Origin of the sequence: Vibrio diabolicus (genome assembly GCF_011801455.1) — a bacterium.
GTDB classification, from domain to species: domain Bacteria; phylum Pseudomonadota; class Gammaproteobacteria; order Enterobacterales; family Vibrionaceae; genus Vibrio; species Vibrio diabolicus.
This window is the reverse complement of the sequence record NZ_CP042451.1, coordinates 2111311-2128567: the sequence shown is the minus strand read 5'-3', so window position 1 is coordinate 2128567 and position 17257 is coordinate 2111311. Positions and strand designations below refer to the sequence as shown.

Annotated in this window: 18 protein-coding genes; 13 read left to right on the top strand and 5 right to left on the bottom strand. The window is 45.0% G+C overall.

The window, feature by feature from the left end; genetic code table 11:
• Positions 1-2: 2 nt before the first annotated feature.
• From FR741_RS10135 to FR741_RS10115, 5 genes are all read right to left on the bottom strand, one after another.
• Entirely contained in the window at positions 3-1508 is a 1506-nt protein-coding gene (locus FR741_RS10135; RefSeq protein WP_005390741.1) for an inactive transglutaminase family protein, read from the bottom strand.
• 11 nt (positions 1509-1519) lie between these two features.
• Positions 1520-2266, bottom strand: a complete 747-nt coding sequence (locus tag FR741_RS10130; RefSeq protein WP_012841986.1) for an ATP-dependent zinc protease family protein — start codon at positions 2264-2266, stop codon at positions 1520-1522.
• Between the two features lie 276 nt (positions 2267-2542).
• Complete coding sequence (gene cmoB, locus FR741_RS10125) at positions 2543-3514, bottom strand: tRNA 5-methoxyuridine(34)/uridine 5-oxyacetic acid(34) synthase CmoB (RefSeq protein WP_167426749.1); 972 nt, start codon at positions 3512-3514, stop codon at positions 2543-2545.
• A gap of 85 nt (positions 3515-3599) precedes the next feature.
• Positions 3600-4337, bottom strand: coding sequence for a carboxy-S-adenosyl-L-methionine synthase CmoA (gene cmoA / locus FR741_RS10120; protein ID WP_012841984.1), 738 nt, complete (start codon positions 4335-4337; stop codon positions 3600-3602).
• Positions 4338-4430: 93 nt separating this feature from the next.
• Complete coding sequence (locus tag FR741_RS10115; RefSeq protein ID WP_167394146.1) at positions 4431-5297, bottom strand: DUF72 domain-containing protein; 867 nt, start codon at positions 5295-5297, stop codon at positions 4431-4433.
• A 273-nt stretch (positions 5298-5570) separates the two neighbouring features.
• Here FR741_RS10115 and aspS point away from each other — a divergent pair, with 273 nt between their 5' ends.
• From aspS to tolA, 13 genes are all read left to right on the top strand, one after another.
• Positions 5571-7349: an aspartate--tRNA ligase gene (gene aspS / locus FR741_RS10110; protein WP_046874741.1), complete on the top strand. Its 1779-nt coding sequence runs from the start codon at positions 5571-5573 to the stop codon at positions 7347-7349.
• A 142-nt stretch (positions 7350-7491) separates the two neighbouring features.
• Positions 7492-8238 (top strand): YebC/PmpR family DNA-binding transcriptional regulator, encoded by a 747-nt coding sequence (locus FR741_RS10105; RefSeq protein ID WP_005390747.1) that lies wholly within the window; start codon positions 7492-7494, stop codon positions 8236-8238.
• A 91-nt stretch (positions 8239-8329) separates the two neighbouring features.
• The gene (gene ruvC, locus FR741_RS10100; RefSeq protein WP_012841980.1) at positions 8330-8851 is read left to right on the top strand and encodes a crossover junction endodeoxyribonuclease RuvC; all 522 of its coding nucleotides are present in this window, start codon (positions 8330-8332) and stop codon (positions 8849-8851) included.
• A 67-nt stretch (positions 8852-8918) separates the two neighbouring features.
• Positions 8919-9530 (top strand): Holliday junction branch migration protein RuvA, encoded by a 612-nt coding sequence (gene ruvA / locus FR741_RS10095; RefSeq protein WP_012841979.1) that lies wholly within the window; start codon positions 8919-8921, stop codon positions 9528-9530.
• Positions 9531-9817: 287 nt separating this feature from the next.
• On the top strand, positions 9818-10822 hold the full coding sequence (gene ruvB, locus FR741_RS10090) for a Holliday junction branch migration DNA helicase RuvB (protein WP_031780162.1): 1005 nt from the start codon (positions 9818-9820) through the stop codon (positions 10820-10822).
• 461 nt (positions 10823-11283) lie between these two features.
• Complete coding sequence (gene cydA, locus FR741_RS10085) at positions 11284-12870, top strand: cytochrome ubiquinol oxidase subunit I (protein ID WP_012841977.1); 1587 nt, start codon at positions 11284-11286, stop codon at positions 12868-12870.
• Between the two features lie 17 nt (positions 12871-12887).
• Positions 12888-14024, top strand: coding sequence for a cytochrome d ubiquinol oxidase subunit II (gene cydB, locus FR741_RS10080; RefSeq protein WP_006742909.1), 1137 nt, complete (start codon positions 12888-12890; stop codon positions 14022-14024).
• 12 nt (positions 14025-14036) lie between these two features.
• Positions 14037-14144, top strand: a complete 108-nt coding sequence (gene cydX / locus FR741_RS10075; protein WP_000270284.1) for a cytochrome bd-I oxidase subunit CydX — start codon at positions 14037-14039, stop codon at positions 14142-14144.
• Positions 14137-14439, top strand: a complete 303-nt coding sequence (ybgE, locus tag FR741_RS10070) for a cyd operon protein YbgE (protein ID WP_041852976.1) — start codon at positions 14137-14139, stop codon at positions 14437-14439. Before cydX ends, ybgE begins: the two co-directional genes overlap by 8 nt.
• Before the next feature lie 172 nt (positions 14440-14611).
• The gene (gene ybgC, locus FR741_RS10065) at positions 14612-15031 is read left to right on the top strand and encodes a tol-pal system-associated acyl-CoA thioesterase (protein WP_012841975.1); all 420 of its coding nucleotides are present in this window, start codon (positions 14612-14614) and stop codon (positions 15029-15031) included.
• Entirely contained in the window at positions 15021-15719 is a 699-nt protein-coding gene (gene tolQ / locus FR741_RS10060) for a protein TolQ (RefSeq protein WP_005378301.1), read from the top strand. The genes ybgC and tolQ overlap by 11 nt, the downstream gene beginning before the upstream one ends.
• Positions 15720-15722: 3 nt before the next feature.
• The gene (locus FR741_RS10055; RefSeq protein WP_005378298.1) at positions 15723-16166 is read left to right on the top strand and encodes an ExbD/TolR family protein; all 444 of its coding nucleotides are present in this window, start codon (positions 15723-15725) and stop codon (positions 16164-16166) included.
• Between the two features lie 13 nt (positions 16167-16179).
• Positions 16180-17247: a cell envelope integrity protein TolA gene (gene tolA / locus FR741_RS10050; RefSeq protein ID WP_053807177.1), complete on the top strand. Its 1068-nt coding sequence runs from the start codon at positions 16180-16182 to the stop codon at positions 17245-17247.
• Positions 17248-17257: the final 10 nt, after the last annotated feature.

Genomic DNA, 17257 nt, shown 5'->3' with positions numbered 1-17257 from the left:
GTTTAGTCCTCCGCTAGTGGTTTGAAACGACGTAACTCAGTTAGACGGTAACCTGTGTAAGTACCTAGCAATAGAATACCGGCCAGAACAATCAACTGTAGACCAATGAAATTAAAGGTTAGGTGCTGAATGTATGAGTTCGTCATCGCTAAGTAAACCAATACTGCGGTGAGCAGTGAGCCCCCACCTTGCAGAGCGACTTCTTTCGCGCCTTCTTCTTCCCATAGGATAGACATACGTTCAATTGTCCATGACAAGATGATCATAGGGAAGAACGTAATTGTTAAGCCTTCCGTTAAGCCCATCTTAAATGCGACTACTGTGAACACCGAAATGATCATAATAACGGTAATAATGACCGCTGATATCCGTGCTACAAGCAGTAAGTTCAACCTCGATAAGTAACTTCGAATAATCAAGCCTGTGCCAACGATCAGTAAGAAACCGACAATACCCGTTAATAGCTGGGTTTGAACAAACGCAACAGCAATCAGTACTGGCATGAAAGTACCGGATGTTTTTAGACCGATAATCACACGCAAGAACACCACGATAAGGGCACCGATAGGGATCAGCATGATAGTCTTAAACATCGCTTGTTCTTCAAGAGGCAAGCTATGAATTGAAATATTCAGCAGCCCATCAGCTTCTATCTTGTTGTTTGTTGCTTGCTGTGGAGTCATTTCTTGCTTGATCATTGAGAAATGAACTTGGCTATTTTTACCACCAACAAGATCAAGCAGGGATACATTCGACTCATCCCAAACTAATAAGTTTGGTTTCACGGCTTTCTGTTCGGAATTTGGTGAGAACAGCACCCAATCTTTACCTGACCAAACCTGAACCATTGGTTGAATGGTTTGGCGTCGACGGCCATCTTCTAGTTCGATAACACCGACAGTTTTGCTCTGTATACCTGCGGTAAGCAAAATATTATGTAGTGCATCAGTACGGCTGAAGTCATTCAGTAGTAGCGATGAGTTTTGACTGTCTGGGTCATTAAGCGCTTTGATGAGCTCACGAGTGAAGGTCACATTGTCGGCAGAGCGACTCATCGCACGCTCAACAAGGGCATTTGCCGCCGCAGCTTGTGGCGCTGATAGAGTTGGTGGCGTAATGTCTTCAGTTGGTGGTAGAGGCGTAACTTTAGCCTGAGGGTCCACTAAGAACTGCGCTTTGTAGTAAATGGTTTGAGGACCTTTGGCCTGACGAATTGACCACTCGGCACGACGTCCAGAATCAGAATTAATGTAGGAAACGCCATAACCAGAAGAGGAAGCGGATTCACCGATAAGCGTATAACCACTTTGTGTATGAGGTGCTGCGAGTGAAGCTTTGACTTCATTGCCGTTAGCATTGAACTCAATACGTGCCTCTACATCCCATACCTGACGAGTTTCGCCTGGTGTCCAAGGCACGCCGTAGTTTTCATGTCTGAAAACACTCAAAGCAATGCCCGCAATCACCAATAAGATGATTGAAAGGTAAAACGGTATTTTTGACGTCATAATCTACCTTATTATTTTTTATCTTCGTCCGTTTGGATATAGGTACGACTTACATCGACAAGTGCGATGTCGCGCATAAATTCTCTACCCAGTAAAATAGGATGGTTCATATGCGAGCGATCTGCCAACGTAAATTGCGCTTTTTCATGAATTTTTCCAACGCGCACCCAAAGTTCGACTACAGCGCGACGTTCTAGTTCTTCACTGGTAACTTGGCGAATTTTTACGTAACGAATGACTGGCGCTTCGATCCAAGTATTTTTTTCTTCTTCAGATTTACTGGTATCTGCCAGGTGGAATCGAACCCAGTTTTTGCCGTTTCTTTCGAACTCTTCAATATCAACTGCATTTAAAGATGAGGTTGCGGCACCGGTGTCGACACGTGCATCAAAAGTCTGCTTAATGGAGTCGATAGTGACCTTTTCAATTGAGCCAAGGACAATATCATGAGTTGGTGTTGGTTCCACAGGAGCAGGAGATTGGACAATAATCGGCTCTTTTGGCTTTTTCACTTCTGCCATTGCTTCATCACGAAATGTCAGAAGTTCAACCTGTAGTTTATCGACTTGTTCTTCAAGGCTGTCGATATAGTCCGATTGGTTGCTGAGCTGAAGCTCTAAGTTAGTAATGCGATTATTGACATTCGCTTCTGAAGTTTGAATAGCCGCTAACGTTTCTTGGTGGTACTGTTCGCCTTTGGTTAGTGAGCATCCAGATAGTAAGGCGATGGCAACAATCGGGGTCAATCGTAATAACATTGAAAACCTTGGGATTGGATTAAGTTGTTTATTTTTTAGGAGTTTAGCTCATATCGATAAAGCCTCACAAGTAAGAATGTTTCTCTATTACTTATTGTTTGAGGAATAGTGATGAAAAGCTAAAAATCAAGGACATAAAAGCGCATCCTTATTTAGAGCGTGCTTATGTTTTGATGTAACAAATGGACTCGAAAAACAAACACGCTCAGTACGAGGAAAGAGGGTAATGTCTTAACTCGTAAAATGAGTTAAGACAATGTCAGGAATCTCAGCGAATTATGGTTTGCGAGCGACAAGAACCGCGCGGCGAGGGGCAGGGTAACCTTCTACAGTCTTGCTTGGGTCGTTCGGATCTAGATAGTCTGGTAGAGAGTTATGCGTCATCCAATCTGTGGTACGTTGCTCATCAACCGAAGTGACGCTTTCATCAACGATGCGCACATCTTCAAATCCTACCAACTCTAACCACACTTTCAGCGCTTTTGCTGAAGGGAAGAAATAGACATTACGCATTTGTGCGTAACGAGAAGTTGGAACCAACACTGCATTCTCATCACCTTCAATCACGAGTGTTTCCAATACTAGTTCACCACCAGACACTAATTGATCTTTTAGCTGCACCAAGTGATCCAGTGGAGAGCGACGGTGGTAAAGTACGCCCATGCTGAATACCGTGTCGAACGCTTCTAACTTAGGTAGTTGTTCAATACCCAACGGCAGTAGGTGCGCACGTTGGTCATCGCCCATTAGTTTACGAATTGCTTCGAACTGAATTAGGAACAGGTGAGATGGATCGATACCGACGGTTAAGCGTGCACCTTCACCCAGCATGCGCCACATGTGGTAGCCGTTACCACAACCAACATCGAGTACGCTGCGGTTCTTTAATGGAGAAATATGCGGAAGCACACGGTCCCATTTCCAGTCACTGCGCCACTCAGTATCAATATGAATGCCGTGTACGTGGTATGGCCCTTTGCGCCATGGGTGGAATGTACGAAGTAAGTTCTCTAATTTCTTCAGCTCACCTTCATGGAAAGGAGTGTCGTTGCTGATGGTCACTGAATTCTTGATGTCAATTTGATCCGGTGAGCCTTCTGGAATCTTGTTCAGTGCTTTCAACCAGCGACCAAAGTCACCGTGCTCTGCATTTTGCCAATCCGTTAGCTGTTGTGGTAGCACATTGAGCCAAGGTTGAAGACGTGTGTCTTGGGCAATCAATTGGTAGAAGTTTGCAAAGTTAAACATAGTTAGTTAATCGCTGAGTTGATGGTATTAAAATTATTAAATAACAGCCTAAATCGGCGTGATTCAGGGCATTTATATGCAAGGTTTATTTAATTGCGAACATAGAGCCAAAGTTAAAGCATTGGAACCAAACATCGTAGCTAGAAAAGCCAATTTTAGCGAAACGCTCTTTATGCTCTTTCTTTGAATCTGGGCGCATTACGTTTTCTATCGCGCTGCGCTTTTGGCTGATTTCTAGTTCGCTATAACCATTTGCACGTTTAAAGTCGTGGTGAAGGTCAATTAACAGCTCGTTTGACACTTCATCTTCGAAGACGAATTTCTCCGACAAAATCAAAATTCCGCCTGGACGTAGACCCGCGTAGATTCGTTCAAGCAGGGCGTAACGATCGTCTGGAGAAAGAAATTGCAGAGTAAAGTTCAGTACGACAACTGATGCGTTTTCAATATCGATATTACGAATATCCGCTTCAACCACATCTACAGGAGTATCGCTTCGGTACGCGTTTACATGCAATTTGCAACGCTCAACCATCGCAGGAGAGTTGTCCACTGCGATGATTTGGCAACCTTCTTGTTTGATATGGCGACGCATAGACAATGTTGCAGCACCCAAAGAACAGCCAAGGTCATAGATGTTTGAGTGGGGCTTTACAAAACGCTCTGCCAGCATACCAATTGCAGAAATAATGTTGCTGTAACCCGGCACCGATCGTTGAATCATGTCAGGAAATACTTCCGCTACGCGTTCATCGAACGTGAAATCCCCAATTTTATCGATTGGAGCCGAAAAAATAGTATCTGGATTGCTCTTAGGGTTCATAACCAAGTCTCTGCATACAAGCCGCCTGAAAATGTCAGGCACCAAAAAAGGCGCGTATTTTATGGGAATTTCGCGCCTCTGTCATGTGTTGCGTTAGAACATCTGTAACTGCGAGTTGCCATCGTTAGCCGGGAAAGATGCCAAGTCAGGAAGTGTTATACGCTTTTGTATGTCTTTATACAGATTGGCTGCCAACTCCGGCGCAATTATATTGTCCGCAGTATGGATCATGACATACGGCTGCTTACCTTCGGCAATCCATTGCGGCAACTTGCTGAGCCATGGTGTAAAAAACTCGTAATTTTGCTGTTCTTCTGGATGACCAATAAAGCGAATCAAAGGGTGTGAAGCGGTAGCAATGGCGTGGACTGGTACTCTTGGTTTTTTCATTTGCGCATCAATGATCGCTTCATTGTCTGGCTTAGCGGCAAAGACAGGGCGGCTATCCATAATAATGCGGTCAATGTTATTTTCTACTAACCATTGGTTAAGCGCTCGCTCTTCTTCACCTTTGGAGAAAAATGCCATATGACGAACCTCAACACCAAGAGGGAAGTTAGGTGGAAAGCTCGCACAGAAATTTTTCAGTCGATCAAGGTGCTCAGGACCAAATGCGGCTGGCAATTGAATTGTCCATTGCCCCACACGGTCATGCAACGGCTCCATGACTTTCATGAAGTCTCTCAGTTGTTCGCTGCAACCTCTTAGCATTTGCTCATGAGTGATGGCTTTAGGAAGTTTGAAAGTAAAGCGAAAATCATCGTGGGTTGCTGCTCTCCAGTTTTGCACCGTGTTGAGCGTCGGCGTGGCATAAAATGTCGTGTTGCCTTCCACGGTATGGAACACCTGTGCATACTTTTCTAAACGTTCAGCGGGCTTTGTCCCGCTGCCGTAAAAGCTTTGTTGCCATTGATTGTGCGACCACATCGTCAATCCAAGTCGAAGAGGTAAGTTATCCATTATTCTTTACTGCTTGCTACTCGTGTGAATACTTTACGAGAGTTTTGCTGAAATAGGTAATTTCACGCTATAATCCCCACCAATTTTTCCGCTTTGGTGCGCTTTTGAACATTTGTTGTACTAAAAAGCACCAGTGAATGATAAAACACACGTAATTGTATGTTGAGTAGTCGATTTTCGTGGACATTCAGCGTATAACTGAATCTTTACTCTGCTTGGCAATGAGGCTGACAGAGCGTAGTTAACAACATTTGAGAGATTGGGAATTTCATTATGCGTACCCATTACTGTGGTCACCTGAACAAGTCCCTTGCAGGACAAACTGTAGAACTTTGCGGCTGGGTTAACCGTCGTCGTGATTTAGGCGGTCTTATTTTTATTGATATGCGAGATCGCGAAGGTATCGTTCAGGTAGTTGTTGATCCAGATATGGCGGATGCGTATGAAGTGGCTAACACACTTCGTAATGAATTCTGTATCAAACTAACGGGTGAAGTACGCGTTCGTCCAGAAAGCCAAGCAAACAAAGACATGGCAACAGGTGAAGTTGAGATCCTTGCGACAGGTCTTGAAATCATCAACCGCAGTGACGTTTTGCCTCTAGATTTCAACCAAAAGAACTCTGAAGAGCAACGTCTGAAGTACCGTTACTTAGACCTTCGTCGTCCTGAAATGAGCGATCGCATCAAGCTACGTGCTAAAGCGTCTAGCTTTGTTCGTCGTTTCCTAGACGACAACGGCTTCCTAGACATTGAAACTCCAGTACTAACGAAAGCGACACCAGAAGGTGCGCGTGACTACCTAGTACCTAGCCGTGTTCACAAAGGCAGCTTTTACGCGCTTCCTCAGTCTCCACAGCTATTCAAACAGCTTCTAATGATGTCTGGTTTTGACCGTTATTACCAAATCGTTAAGTGTTTCCGTGATGAAGACTTGCGTGCTGACCGTCAGCCAGAATTCACTCAGATCGATATCGAAACGTCATTCATGACGGCTGACCAAGTACGTGAAGTGACGGAAAACATGGTTCGCGATATGTGGCAAGAGCTACTAAACGTAGACCTAGGTCAGTTCCCAGTAATGCCATTCAGCGAAGCGATTCGCCGTTTCGGTTCTGACAAGCCAGACCTACGTAACCCGTTAGAGTTAGTTGATGTCGCTGACCTAGTGAAAGACGTTGAGTTCAAAGTATTCTCTGGCCCAGCAAACGATGAGAAAGGTCGCGTTGCCGTTATTCGCGTTCCAGGTGGTGCATCTTTGACTCGTAAGCAAATTGATGGCTACGGTGAATTCGTTGGTATCTACGGTGCTAAAGGTCTAGCTTGGATGAAGGTTAACGATCGTGCAGCAGGCATGGAAGGTATCCAATCTCCAGTAGCTAAGTTCCTAAACGAAGATGTGATCAACGCCATCTTAGATCGCACTCAAGCGGAATCTGGTGACATCATCCTATTTGGCGCTGATAAAGCGGGTATCGTTGCAGAAGCTATGGGCGCACTGCGTCTGAAGCTAGGTAAAGATCTAGAGCTAACTGACGAATCTGCATGGGCTCCATTATGGGTTGTTGACTTCCCAATGTTCGAAGAAGATGACGAAGGCAACCTACACGCGATGCACCACCCATTCACATCGCCTTTAGGTGTGACTGCGGAAGAGCTAAAAGCGAACCCAGCTGCGGCAAACTCTAACGCTTATGATATGGTTCTAAATGGCTACGAAGTTGGCGGCGGTTCTGTCCGTATCCACAACGCAGATATGCAAGAAGCCGTATTTGATATTCTAGGCATCACACCTGAAGAGCAACAGCTTAAGTTCGGCTTCCTGCTTGATGCACTAAAATTCGGTACGCCTCCACACGCTGGTCTTGCATTCGGTCTTGACCGTCTAGTGATGCTGCTATGTGGTACCGAGAACATCCGTGATGTTATTGCATTCCCGAAAACAACAGCAGCGGCGTGTCTACTAACAGACGCACCAAGCATTGCGAACCCAGCAGCGCTAGAAGAGCTAGCAATCGCAGTGACTGCAGCGAAAGAAAAAGACGCAGAATAAGCGCACAACATTTGAAGAAAACTCCCGCAACTGCGGGAGTTTTTGTTTAAATAAACCCAAGAAACTTCCAAAGCAATTTCCCAAGCAACGCTTTTTAGCTCATGTTTGCTATTAAGCGTCAAAATACATTAAAAGGTGAATTATGGCAGGTCATAGTAAATGGGCGAATATTCGTCACCGTAAAGCAGCGCAAGATGCGAAGCGCGGCAAAATCTTTACCAAATTAATCCGTGAAATCGTTGTTGCCGCAAAAGAGGGAGGCGGTGAGCCAGAAAATAACCCACGTTTGCGAGCTGCAATTGATAAAGCGTTGTCTAACAACATGACGCGTGACACTGTCAACCGCGCTGTCAGCCGAGGTGCTGGTGGTGAAGGCGACGACAATATGGAAACCGTAATCTATGAAGGTTATGGTCCGGGTGGTACTGCGGTTATGGTCGAATGTATGACGGATAACCGAAATCGCACAGTATCAGGCGTACGCCATGCGTTCTCGAAGTCAGGAGGCAATCTGGGTACGGATGGTAGTGTAAACTATCTTTTCGACAAGAAAGGCGTGATCTCATATGCCCCAGGTTTAGATGAAGATGCGGTGATGGAAGTGGCGTTAGAAAGTGGCGCTGATGACATCGAAACATCAGAAGATGGCTCGATTGATGTTTACACCGCGCCAAGCGATTTTGGACTCGTAAAAGATGCCCTTGATGCTGCAGGTTTTGAGGCGGAGAACGCCGAAGTGTCGCTTATCCCTTCAACGAAAGCAGAACTGGATGTGGACACTGCGCCAAAACTGCTCCGTTTGATTGACGCTTTAGAAGATCTGGACGATGTTCAGGAGGTTTATCACAACGGTGACATCTCTGACGACGTTGCGGCCTCTCTAGAGTAAACTCAATGTGCAGTGAGCGGTATTCGCTCCGAAATTAGAAAGTAATAATAAGAAATTGAGGCCGCATTCGGCCTCATTTTTAGGAACATTCATGTCAATTATTTTGGGCATTGACCCAGGTTCACGCATTACCGGTTATGGGGTCATTCGTCAAAATGGACGCCATTTGCAATACCTTGGTAGTGGCTGTATTCGTACTTCAGAAAAAGAACTTCCGGGCCGTCTTAAGCAGATTTACGCTGGCGTCACGGAAATCATTACTCAGTTTCAACCGGACGTATTTGCGATTGAACAAGTGTTTATGGCTAAAAATGCGGATTCAGCATTAAAGCTTGGCCAGGCTCGTGGCAGCGCAATTGTTGCTGCGGTGAATGCAGAGTTGCCGGTATACGAATACGCCGCGCGTCTTATTAAGCAAGCTGTAGTCGGTACTGGTGGTGCGGACAAAGCACAAGTTCAGCATATGGTTCAGCAGATGCTTAAACTGCCCGCCAAGCCTCAAGCAGATGCAGCCGATGCTTTAGGTGTGGCGATTTGTCATGCCAATACGAACAAAACCCTTGTTGCCTTAGCGGGCAAAGCAACCAGTGCCAGAAAAGGGCGCTACCGATAAAATTAACTGGATGTCTATCCAGTTCTTTATTATCCTGTCGCAAATTCATTTCCAAAGAGTATTTATAGTGATTGGACGTCTTCGTGGCACACTGATTGAAAAACAACCACCTGAAGTATTAATTGAAGTTAATGGCATTGGTTATGAAGTCCAGATGCCAATGAGCTGTTTTTACGAGCTGCCAAATGTTGGCGAAGAAGCCATTATTTATACTCACTTTGTCGTCCGTGAAGATGCACAATTGCTATACGGTTTCAACACAGTAAAAGAACGCGCACTTTTCCGTGAAGTGATCAAAGCCAATGGCGTTGGTCCTAAACTCGGTCTTGGTATTCTCTCTGGTATGACAGCAACGCAATTTGTTACTTGTGTGGAACATGAAGACGTTTCTACGCTGGTTAAGCTTCCAGGCGTTGGCAAGAAAACCGCAGAGCGATTGGTTGTTGAAATGAAAGACCGCTTGAAAGGGTGGGGCGCTGGCGATCTATTTACACCATTTACGGATGCTGCTCCTGCGGATTCTGGTGCGACATCCAACAACGCGGAAGAAGAGGCAATTAGCGCGCTTCTAGCTTTGGGTTACAAGCCGACTCAAGCGTCGAAAGTGGTGTCTCAGATCGCTAAACCGGACATGAGCAGTGAGCAAATGATCCGTGAAGCTCTAAAATCAATGGTGTAACGCTGGTTTCACAGTGAGCATTTGTTCAAGATAACTCATTCTCTAAGGTTAATGCCAATCGCTTAACGATGTTTTTTGTGTCATTCCAGCGAGCCTAGCGAGACTGGGAATCTAATAGCAGCATGCTGAGCGGTTAATGAAACAATTTTGACCATAAAGTGCTCGGATAGAAGATCCTGTATCACGCTCCTTCGTCGCTGTACAGGATGACGAGATACAGAAATATGCCACTTGCTGTTAAACGAGCGGCATTATTCTCTCAGGTAACCATTTTTCAAGGTAAAAAGATGATTGAAGCCGATCGTTTAATCGCTCCAGAAAACCCTGCCTTTCGTGATGAAGATGTCATTGATCGTGCTATTCGACCAAAGAAGTTGGCGGATTACCAAGGTCAGGACCACGTTCGTGACCAAATGGAGATCTTCATCAAAGCTGCTCAGTTACGTAGTGAAGCTCTTGATCACCTGTTAATTTTTGGCCCTCCGGGTTTGGGTAAAACCACGCTAGCAAATATTGTCGCCAACGAGATGGAAGTAAACATCCGTACTACTTCAGGGCCAGTTCTTGAAAAAGCAGGCGATTTAGCCGCGTTACTAACCAACCTAGAAGAAAATGACGTTCTATTTATTGACGAAATTCACCGCTTAAGCCCGATGGTTGAAGAGGTTCTGTATCCGGCGATGGAAGATTATCAACTGGATATTATGATCGGTGAAGGTCCGGCCGCTCGTTCTATTAAGATCGATTTGCCGCCGTTTACTTTGATTGGTGCAACGACCCGAGCAGGCTCTTTAACGTCACCATTACGCGACCGTTTTGGTATTACTCAGCGTCTTGAGTTTTATAAGATAAAAGACCTCCAAGATATTGTGCAGCGCAGCGCGGATTGTTTAGGTTTGTCAATGGAACCTGAAGGTGCATTGGAAGTGGCAAGACGTGCACGTGGCACACCACGTATTGCTAACCGCCTACTACGTCGTGTTCGCGATTATGCGGAAGTGAAAGGAAATGGTCACATTTGTGCAGAGGTTGCCGACAAAGCGCTGAATATGCTTGATGTGGACGCCGAAGGTTTCGATTATATGGACCGCAAACTACTACTCGCAATTATGGAGAAATTTGGTGGTGGTCCGGTCGGACTCGATAACATGGCGGCAGCGATAGGTGAAGAAAAGGATACTATCGAAGACGTTCTTGAGCCTTATCTTATTCAACAAGGTTATTTACAACGCACTCCACGTGGAAGAATCGCGACAGATCGTGCGTATTTGCATTTCGGAATTGAAAAATAAGATTCCCGCGCTGGGCCTTTGCTGCCCAGCGCTTCATTAAAGTTGACCAAACTCACATTTTTTGAATTTCTTCTCATACCAGTTTAGTGAGTAAAAAGCATTGATTGTTAACTCTATGTTTGCTCGCAACTGGTTAATTTCTCTCCTGATTACTCTCTCTTAACATCCGTATCTAATACTGGTTGATCTGGATCAATGTGATGGATTTTTGTGCAAATTCCGCGCATAAACATTGATGTATATCAAAGCGCATTCCGGCTATAAACCTTTTGAAACAATCTGTTTTTACAAGTAATATTAGCCCTAGCTATATTAGCTGATGCTTAACAATTAACTAACCAATGAAGCACATTTTTGCAACAATGAGTTGTGATAATTCAACATTTTTCAAGTGTAAATAACACTTGAATATGGATTGCAATATGTAGAGAGTGTCATTCAGCCGACACATAGGAGTTACCATGATTGACGTAGTTGATCTATCGCGGTTGCAGTTTGCACTGACAGCGATGTATCACTTCCTATTCGTACCATTGACCCTTGGTATGGCCTTCCTTCTGGCCATTATGGAATCGATGTACGTAATGACGAACAAGCAAATCTACAAGGACATGACCAAGTTCTGGGGTAAGCTATTCGGTATTAACTTTGCACTTGGTGTGGCGACAGGCCTTACCATGGAATTCCAGTTTGGTACGAACTGGTCTTACTACTCCCACTATGTAGGTGACATCTTCGGTGCGCCGCTAGCGATCGAAGCCCTTGTCGCATTCTTCCTGGAGTCAACTTTTGTTGGTCTATTCTTCTTCGGGTGGGATCGTCTATCTAAACGTCAACACTTAGCGGTTACTTGGCTTGTGGCGCTGGGCTCTAACTTCTCTGCACTTTGGATTCTTATCGCAAACGGCTGGATGCAAAACCCAGTAGGCGCGGACTTCAACTTCGAAACCATGCGAATGGAAATGGTAAGCTTCTCTGAAGTTGTACTAAACCCAGTTGCTCAGGTTAAGTTCGTGCATACGGTTGCTTCTGGCTACACTTGTGGCGCAATGTTTATTCTAGGCATCAGTTCATACTACCTATTAAAAGGTCGTGACATTGCGTTTGCTCGTCGTTCATTTGCTATCGCTGCTTCTTTCGGTATTGCGGCTATCTTATCTACCATCGTTCTTGGCGATGAATCTGGCTACGAGCTTGGTGAAGTTCAAAAAGTGAAGCTTGCTGCAATTGAAGCAGAGTGGCACACAGAACCAGCTCCAGCAGCGTTTACGTTGTTTGGTGTTCCTAACCAAGAAACCATGCACACCGATTACGCAATCAAGATCCCTTACGTAATGGGTATCATCGCGACACGTTCTTTTGATGAGCAAGTAACAGGTCTTCGTGACCTACGTGATGAGCACGTCGATCGTATTCGTGACGGTATGTACGCTTATGAACTTCTCGAGAAGCTTCGTGCGGGCGACAAGTCAGAAGAAAACATGACTGCGTTTGATGAAGTGAAGGGTGACCTAGGTTACGGTCTACTTCTAAAACGCTACACAGACAATGTTGTTGATGCGACAGAAGAGCAAATCCAAGCTGCTGCGGATGACTCAATCCCAACAGTATGGCCGCTATTCTGGTCATTCCGTATCATGGTTGCTTGTGGTTTCATCATGCTATTCGTTTTCGGTGCGGCATTTATTCAAACGTGTCGTCAGAAGATCGAACAGAAACAATGGATTCTTAAAGCTGCACTATTCAGCATCCCACTACCGTGGATTGCGATTGAAGCGGGTTGGTTCGTCGCTGAGTACGGTCGTCAGCCATGGGCTGTTGGTGAAATTTTACCAGTGCACGTTGCAGCTTCTGCATTAACTGCTGGCGAAATCTGGACTTCACTATTCGCAATTCTGGCGCTATACACGGTATTCCTGGTTGCAGAAGTTTACCTAATGTTGAAATTCGCTCGTAAAGGCCCAAGTAGCCTGAAAACGGGTCGCTACCACTTCGAGCAAAATGCTGACTCTGTTGAAGACAAAGTTAGTCGCCAAGTAGAAGCGTAAGGTAAGGAGATAACAAGATGTTTGATTACGAAATCTTGCGACTCATCTGGTGGGTACTAATCGGTGTTCTACTAGTTGGTTTTGCAGTAACAGACGGTTTCGATATGGGTGTAGGCGCGCTTGTACCTATTATCGGTAAAAACGACACGCAACGTCGCGTCATGATTAACTCAATAGCCCCTCACTGGGATGGTAACCAAGTTTGGCTTATCACTGCTGGTGGTGCATTGTTTGCAGCTTGGCCTTTGGTTTATGCAACGTCATTTTCAGGCTTCTACTTAGCGATGATTTTGACACTAGCAGCGCTATGGCTTCGTCCTCTGGGCCTAGACTACCGCTCTAAAATCGAAGATCCAAAGTGGCGTAATACCTGGGATATCTGTATCTCAATCAGTGGTTTTGTTCCACCAATCATCTTTGGTGTAGCGTTTGGCAACCTACTACAGGGTGTACCATTCCAATTGAGTGAGTTCTTGATGCCAACATACCATGGCTCATTCTTTGGTCTTCTAAACCCATTTGCACTGCTGTGTGGCTTAGTTAGTTTGTTCATGATTTTGATGCAAGGTTCGACTTGGCTACAAATGAAAACAACGGGCGAAGTGCATGTGCGTGCTCGCAACGTTGCTCAGTTGGCTGGTTTACTGACGGTTGCAGCGTTTGTAGCTGCTGGTTTCTGGATCCAAAATATTGATGGTTACGTCATTGTTGGCGGTATCGACACTAATGCAGCTTCTAACCCTCTAAACAAAGAGGTAATCCGTGAAGCTGGTGCGTGGATGAAGAATTTTGAAAACTACCCACTACTATGGGCTGCTCCTGTACTAGGTGTCGCAATGCCGCTTCTTGCCGTATTGGCATCTCGTCTTGAAAAATGTGCGATTTCGTTCATTACTTCAAGCTTGGGTGTTGCTGGCGTTATCTTTACTGCAGGTTTTGCGATGTTCCCATTCATCATGCCTTCAGACTTAATGCCAAGCCACAGCTTAACAATGTGGGATGCAACGTCATCTGAACTGACTCTGAATCTAATGACAGGCGTTGCGTTTGTTATGGTACCAATCATCCTTGGTTACACGTCTTGGACTTACTACAAGATGTTTGGTCGCCTTGATGATCAGTACATTGAAGACAACAAAAACTCACTTTACTAAGGAGCATTTACTATGTGGTATTTCGCATGGATTCTAGGTGTACTACTTGCTTGTGCATTCGGTATCATCAACGCTCTTTGGTTAGAGCACTCAGAAATGATGGACAAAGACAGTGAGTAATCTCGCTGATAAGGTAGCGCAACTTCACGCTCCGATGGATAAGACTCTGTTAAGAGTCTTATCTCTCATCCTTGGCTTTATGCATGTAGGATTGGTGATGTGGGATCCTGAAGCTTACCATCAAGCAATTGGTGGTTTTAACTCAATCATCGCACCAGCACTGATTTGGTCTGTATGCTCAAGCATGGTTTACGGTGTGGGCTTCAAACCGAGAAACTGGTACTGGCAAGCTTTGTTTAGTCCCTACTTTTCGTTAGCTATCTTAATTTATTTAACGGCACTTTATTTCTTTTAGGCTGAAATACGCTGTAATAAAGTCGGTTACTAAATCATCGAATAAAAGCTAGGTATTTCGCCTAGCTTTTATTTTTTCTACAAATTTCAAAAATATTCCCTTAGCTCGGTACCAATTGCTGTCGCTTCAGTTATAGTAATTACTTTAAAGAATTGAATATATTGGGACTCCCTTGCAAGGCACATCAAATCTCTTTCGCTGGCCGATCACCGTGTACTATGAAGACACCGATGCGGGCGGCGTTGTATATCATTCTAATTATCTAAAATTCTTTGAGCGCGCGCGGACAGAAATGTTACGTGCCAAAGGCATTTCTCAACATGTGTTACTGGAACAAAATATCGGCTTTGTTGTCCGACACATGGATATTGATTTCAACCAAGGGGCAAGGCTGGACGAGCATTTGACAGTATTAACCCGAGTGTCAGAAATAAAACGTGCTTCCCTGCAATTCTGTCAAGAGTTGGTCAATGATCAAGGCAAGATATTGTGCAAGGCCTCTGTTAAGGTAGCATGTATCGATAATAAGAAAATGAAACCAATAGCTATTCCAACCTTTATAAATTCGGAGCTAACAAATAGTGACTGCTGATATTTCCATTTTAGATCTCTTTCTTCAGGCTAGTCTGTTGGTAAAGCTTGTGATGCTGACGTTGCTTGGTATGTCAATTGTGTCATGGGCAATGATCATCAAGCGCAGCAAAGTGCTTTCTCAAGCCTCAAAGAATGCAGAGCAGTTTGAAGACAAATTCTGGTCGGGTACTGATCTTTCTCAGCTTTACCAAAAAGTAAAAGCGCGTAAAGACGAAATTGAAGGCACAGAAGAAATTTTTTACGCAGGTTTCACGGAGTTTGCTCGTCTACGTAAGAGCAACGCAAACTCACCAGCGTACATCATGGAAGGCACTGGCCGCGCAATGCGCGTTGCTGTCTCTCGTGAAGTTGATGAACTAGAAACAAGCTTACCGTTCTTAGCGACAGTCGGTTCTATCAGTCCTTACATCGGCCTATTTGGTACCGTTTGGGGCATCATGCACGCTTTTATTGCGTTGGGTGAAGTAAAACAAGCTACGTTGTCTATGGTTGCACCGGGTATCGCCGAGGCATTGATCGCGACAGCGATGGGTCTATTTGCGGCTATCCCGGCTGTAATGGCCTACAACCGCCTAAGCAATAAAGTGAGCAAACTAGAGCACACTTACGCAACATTTTCTGAAGAATTCCACAGCATCCTTCATCGTCAAGCGATGGCTGGCCGAGACAGCGCGGATAAGGAATAAAGCATGGCGGGTTATCAACCTAAAAAGCGAAAAATGACAGCGGAGATCAACGTTGTTCCGTACATTGACGTAATGCTCGTACTGTTGATCATTTTTATGGCGACCGCTCCATTTGTGACTCAAGGCGTCGACGTTGATCTTCCGAAAACATCGACCGCAGAATCTATGCAAGACCTTGCTGGCGAGACTGACAGTAGCTTTATTATCATCGAAATTGATAGCGAGGGTAATTTAGGCCTAAGCGTAAATGATGAAGAAGTTCAGCGAGGTTTGTCGTTGCAAGATGTTATTGTGCGAGTGAAAGCGGAGCGAGAGGTTAAGCCGGATTCACCAGTTGCGGTAGGTGGCGACGCGGCAACACCATATGCCGATGTTGTTCTATTGCTAGATGAACTAAGTCGAGCTGGTATCCCTAAGGTAGGTCTAATGACCGATATCAGGGAATAGACATCAATTATCTATGAAAGATCACAAGAAGAAACCCAACCAATACGCCAAACCGATAGCAATATCGGTTGGTTTGCATGCAATTCTAGTTGCAGCCCTGCTTTGGGGGACGGACTTCAACATGTCTAAACCAGAGCCTACAGGGCAAATGGTTCAAGCTGTTGTCATCGATCCAAAACTTGTGCAGCAACAAGCGAAAGAAATTCGCCAGCAACGCGAAAAGGCAGCGAAAAAAGAACAAGAGCGTCTTGATAAACTGAGACGCGAAGCAGAGCAGCTAGAAAAAAACCGCAAAGCTGAAGAAGAGCAAATTCGTAAGTTGAAAGAGCAGCAAGCGAAAGATGCTCAAGCGGCACGAGAAGCAGAAGCTGCACGTAAGAAAAAAGAGCAAGAGCGCAAGCAGGAAGAAGAACGTGTTCGCAAAGAAAAAGAGCGAGCTGCTAAGCTAGAAAAAGAGCGCAAGGCAAAAGAAGAAGCCGTGCGTAAAGCTGAGCAAGAGCGTTTAGCAAAAGAGGCGGCTATAGCAAAAGCTGAGCAAGAACGTTTAGCTCGTGAAAAAGCAGCAAAAGAAGCGGAAGAAAAAGCACGTCGTGAGCGTGAAGCTGCTGAAAAAGCTGAACAAGAGCGCATTGCAAAAGAGAAAGCGGCAAAAGAGGCGGCAGAGCGAGAGCGTAAAGCGAGAGAAGCAGCTGAGCGTGCCGAGCGTGAGCGTAAAGCTCAAGAAGCCGCGTTAGATGATATTTTTGCGGGGCTTGAGGATGAGGTTAGTAAAAATAGTGCTGCTCGAAATCAATTTATTGACGACGAACTTTCTCGAATGTCATCCATCTATACTCAAAATATTCAGCAAAAGTTGATTAAGGATGACTACTTGCTGGGAAAGGAGTGTAGGGTAAACATCAAATTGATTCCGACAGGAACTGATATGATGGTCTCTGGTGTTACCGTTTTGAGTGGCGATACTCGAGTATGTGCAGCGGCGAAGCGAGCGATAGCTCAGGTAGGGACGTTCCCTAAATCTTCAGAAGCTGCGGTAAACGAAAGACTAAAAGACATCAACATAACTGTTGCTTTGGACTAAAAGGAATAAG

Excerpts from the sequence above, each read along its gene's own strand:
- tolA (WP_053807177.1), top strand. The coding sequence starts at position 16,180 with ATGAAAGATCACAAGAAGAAACCCAACCAATACGCCAAACCGATAGCA.
- ruvB (WP_031780162.1), top strand. The coding sequence starts at position 9,818 with ATGATTGAAGCCGATCGTTTAATCGCTCCAGAAAACCCTGCCTTTCGT.
- ruvC (WP_012841980.1), top strand. The coding sequence starts at position 8,330 with ATGTCAATTATTTTGGGCATTGACCCAGGTTCACGCATTACCGGTTAT.
- cmoA (WP_012841984.1), bottom strand. The coding sequence starts at position 4,337 with ATGAACCCTAAGAGCAATCCAGATACTATTTTTTCGGCTCCAATCGAT.
- FR741_RS10115 (WP_167394146.1), bottom strand. The coding sequence starts at position 5,297 with ATGGATAACTTACCTCTTCGACTTGGATTGACGATGTGGTCGCACAAT.
- aspS (WP_046874741.1), top strand. The coding sequence starts at position 5,571 with ATGCGTACCCATTACTGTGGTCACCTGAACAAGTCCCTTGCAGGACAA.
- FR741_RS10105 (WP_005390747.1), top strand. The coding sequence starts at position 7,492 with ATGGCAGGTCATAGTAAATGGGCGAATATTCGTCACCGTAAAGCAGCG.
- cydA (WP_012841977.1), top strand. The coding sequence starts at position 11,284 with ATGATTGACGTAGTTGATCTATCGCGGTTGCAGTTTGCACTGACAGCG.
- FR741_RS10135 (WP_005390741.1), bottom strand. The coding sequence starts at position 1,508 with ATGACGTCAAAAATACCGTTTTACCTTTCAATCATCTTATTGGTGATT.
- cydX (WP_000270284.1), top strand. The coding sequence starts at position 14,037 with ATGTGGTATTTCGCATGGATTCTAGGTGTACTACTTGCTTGTGCATTC.
- cydB (WP_006742909.1), top strand. The coding sequence starts at position 12,888 with ATGTTTGATTACGAAATCTTGCGACTCATCTGGTGGGTACTAATCGGT.
- FR741_RS10055 (WP_005378298.1), top strand. The coding sequence starts at position 15,723 with ATGGCGGGTTATCAACCTAAAAAGCGAAAAATGACAGCGGAGATCAAC.
- cmoB (WP_167426749.1), bottom strand. The coding sequence starts at position 3,514 with ATGTTTAACTTTGCAAACTTCTACCAATTGATTGCCCAAGACACACGT.
- FR741_RS10130 (WP_012841986.1), bottom strand. The coding sequence starts at position 2,266 with ATGTTATTACGATTGACCCCGATTGTTGCCATCGCCTTACTATCTGGA.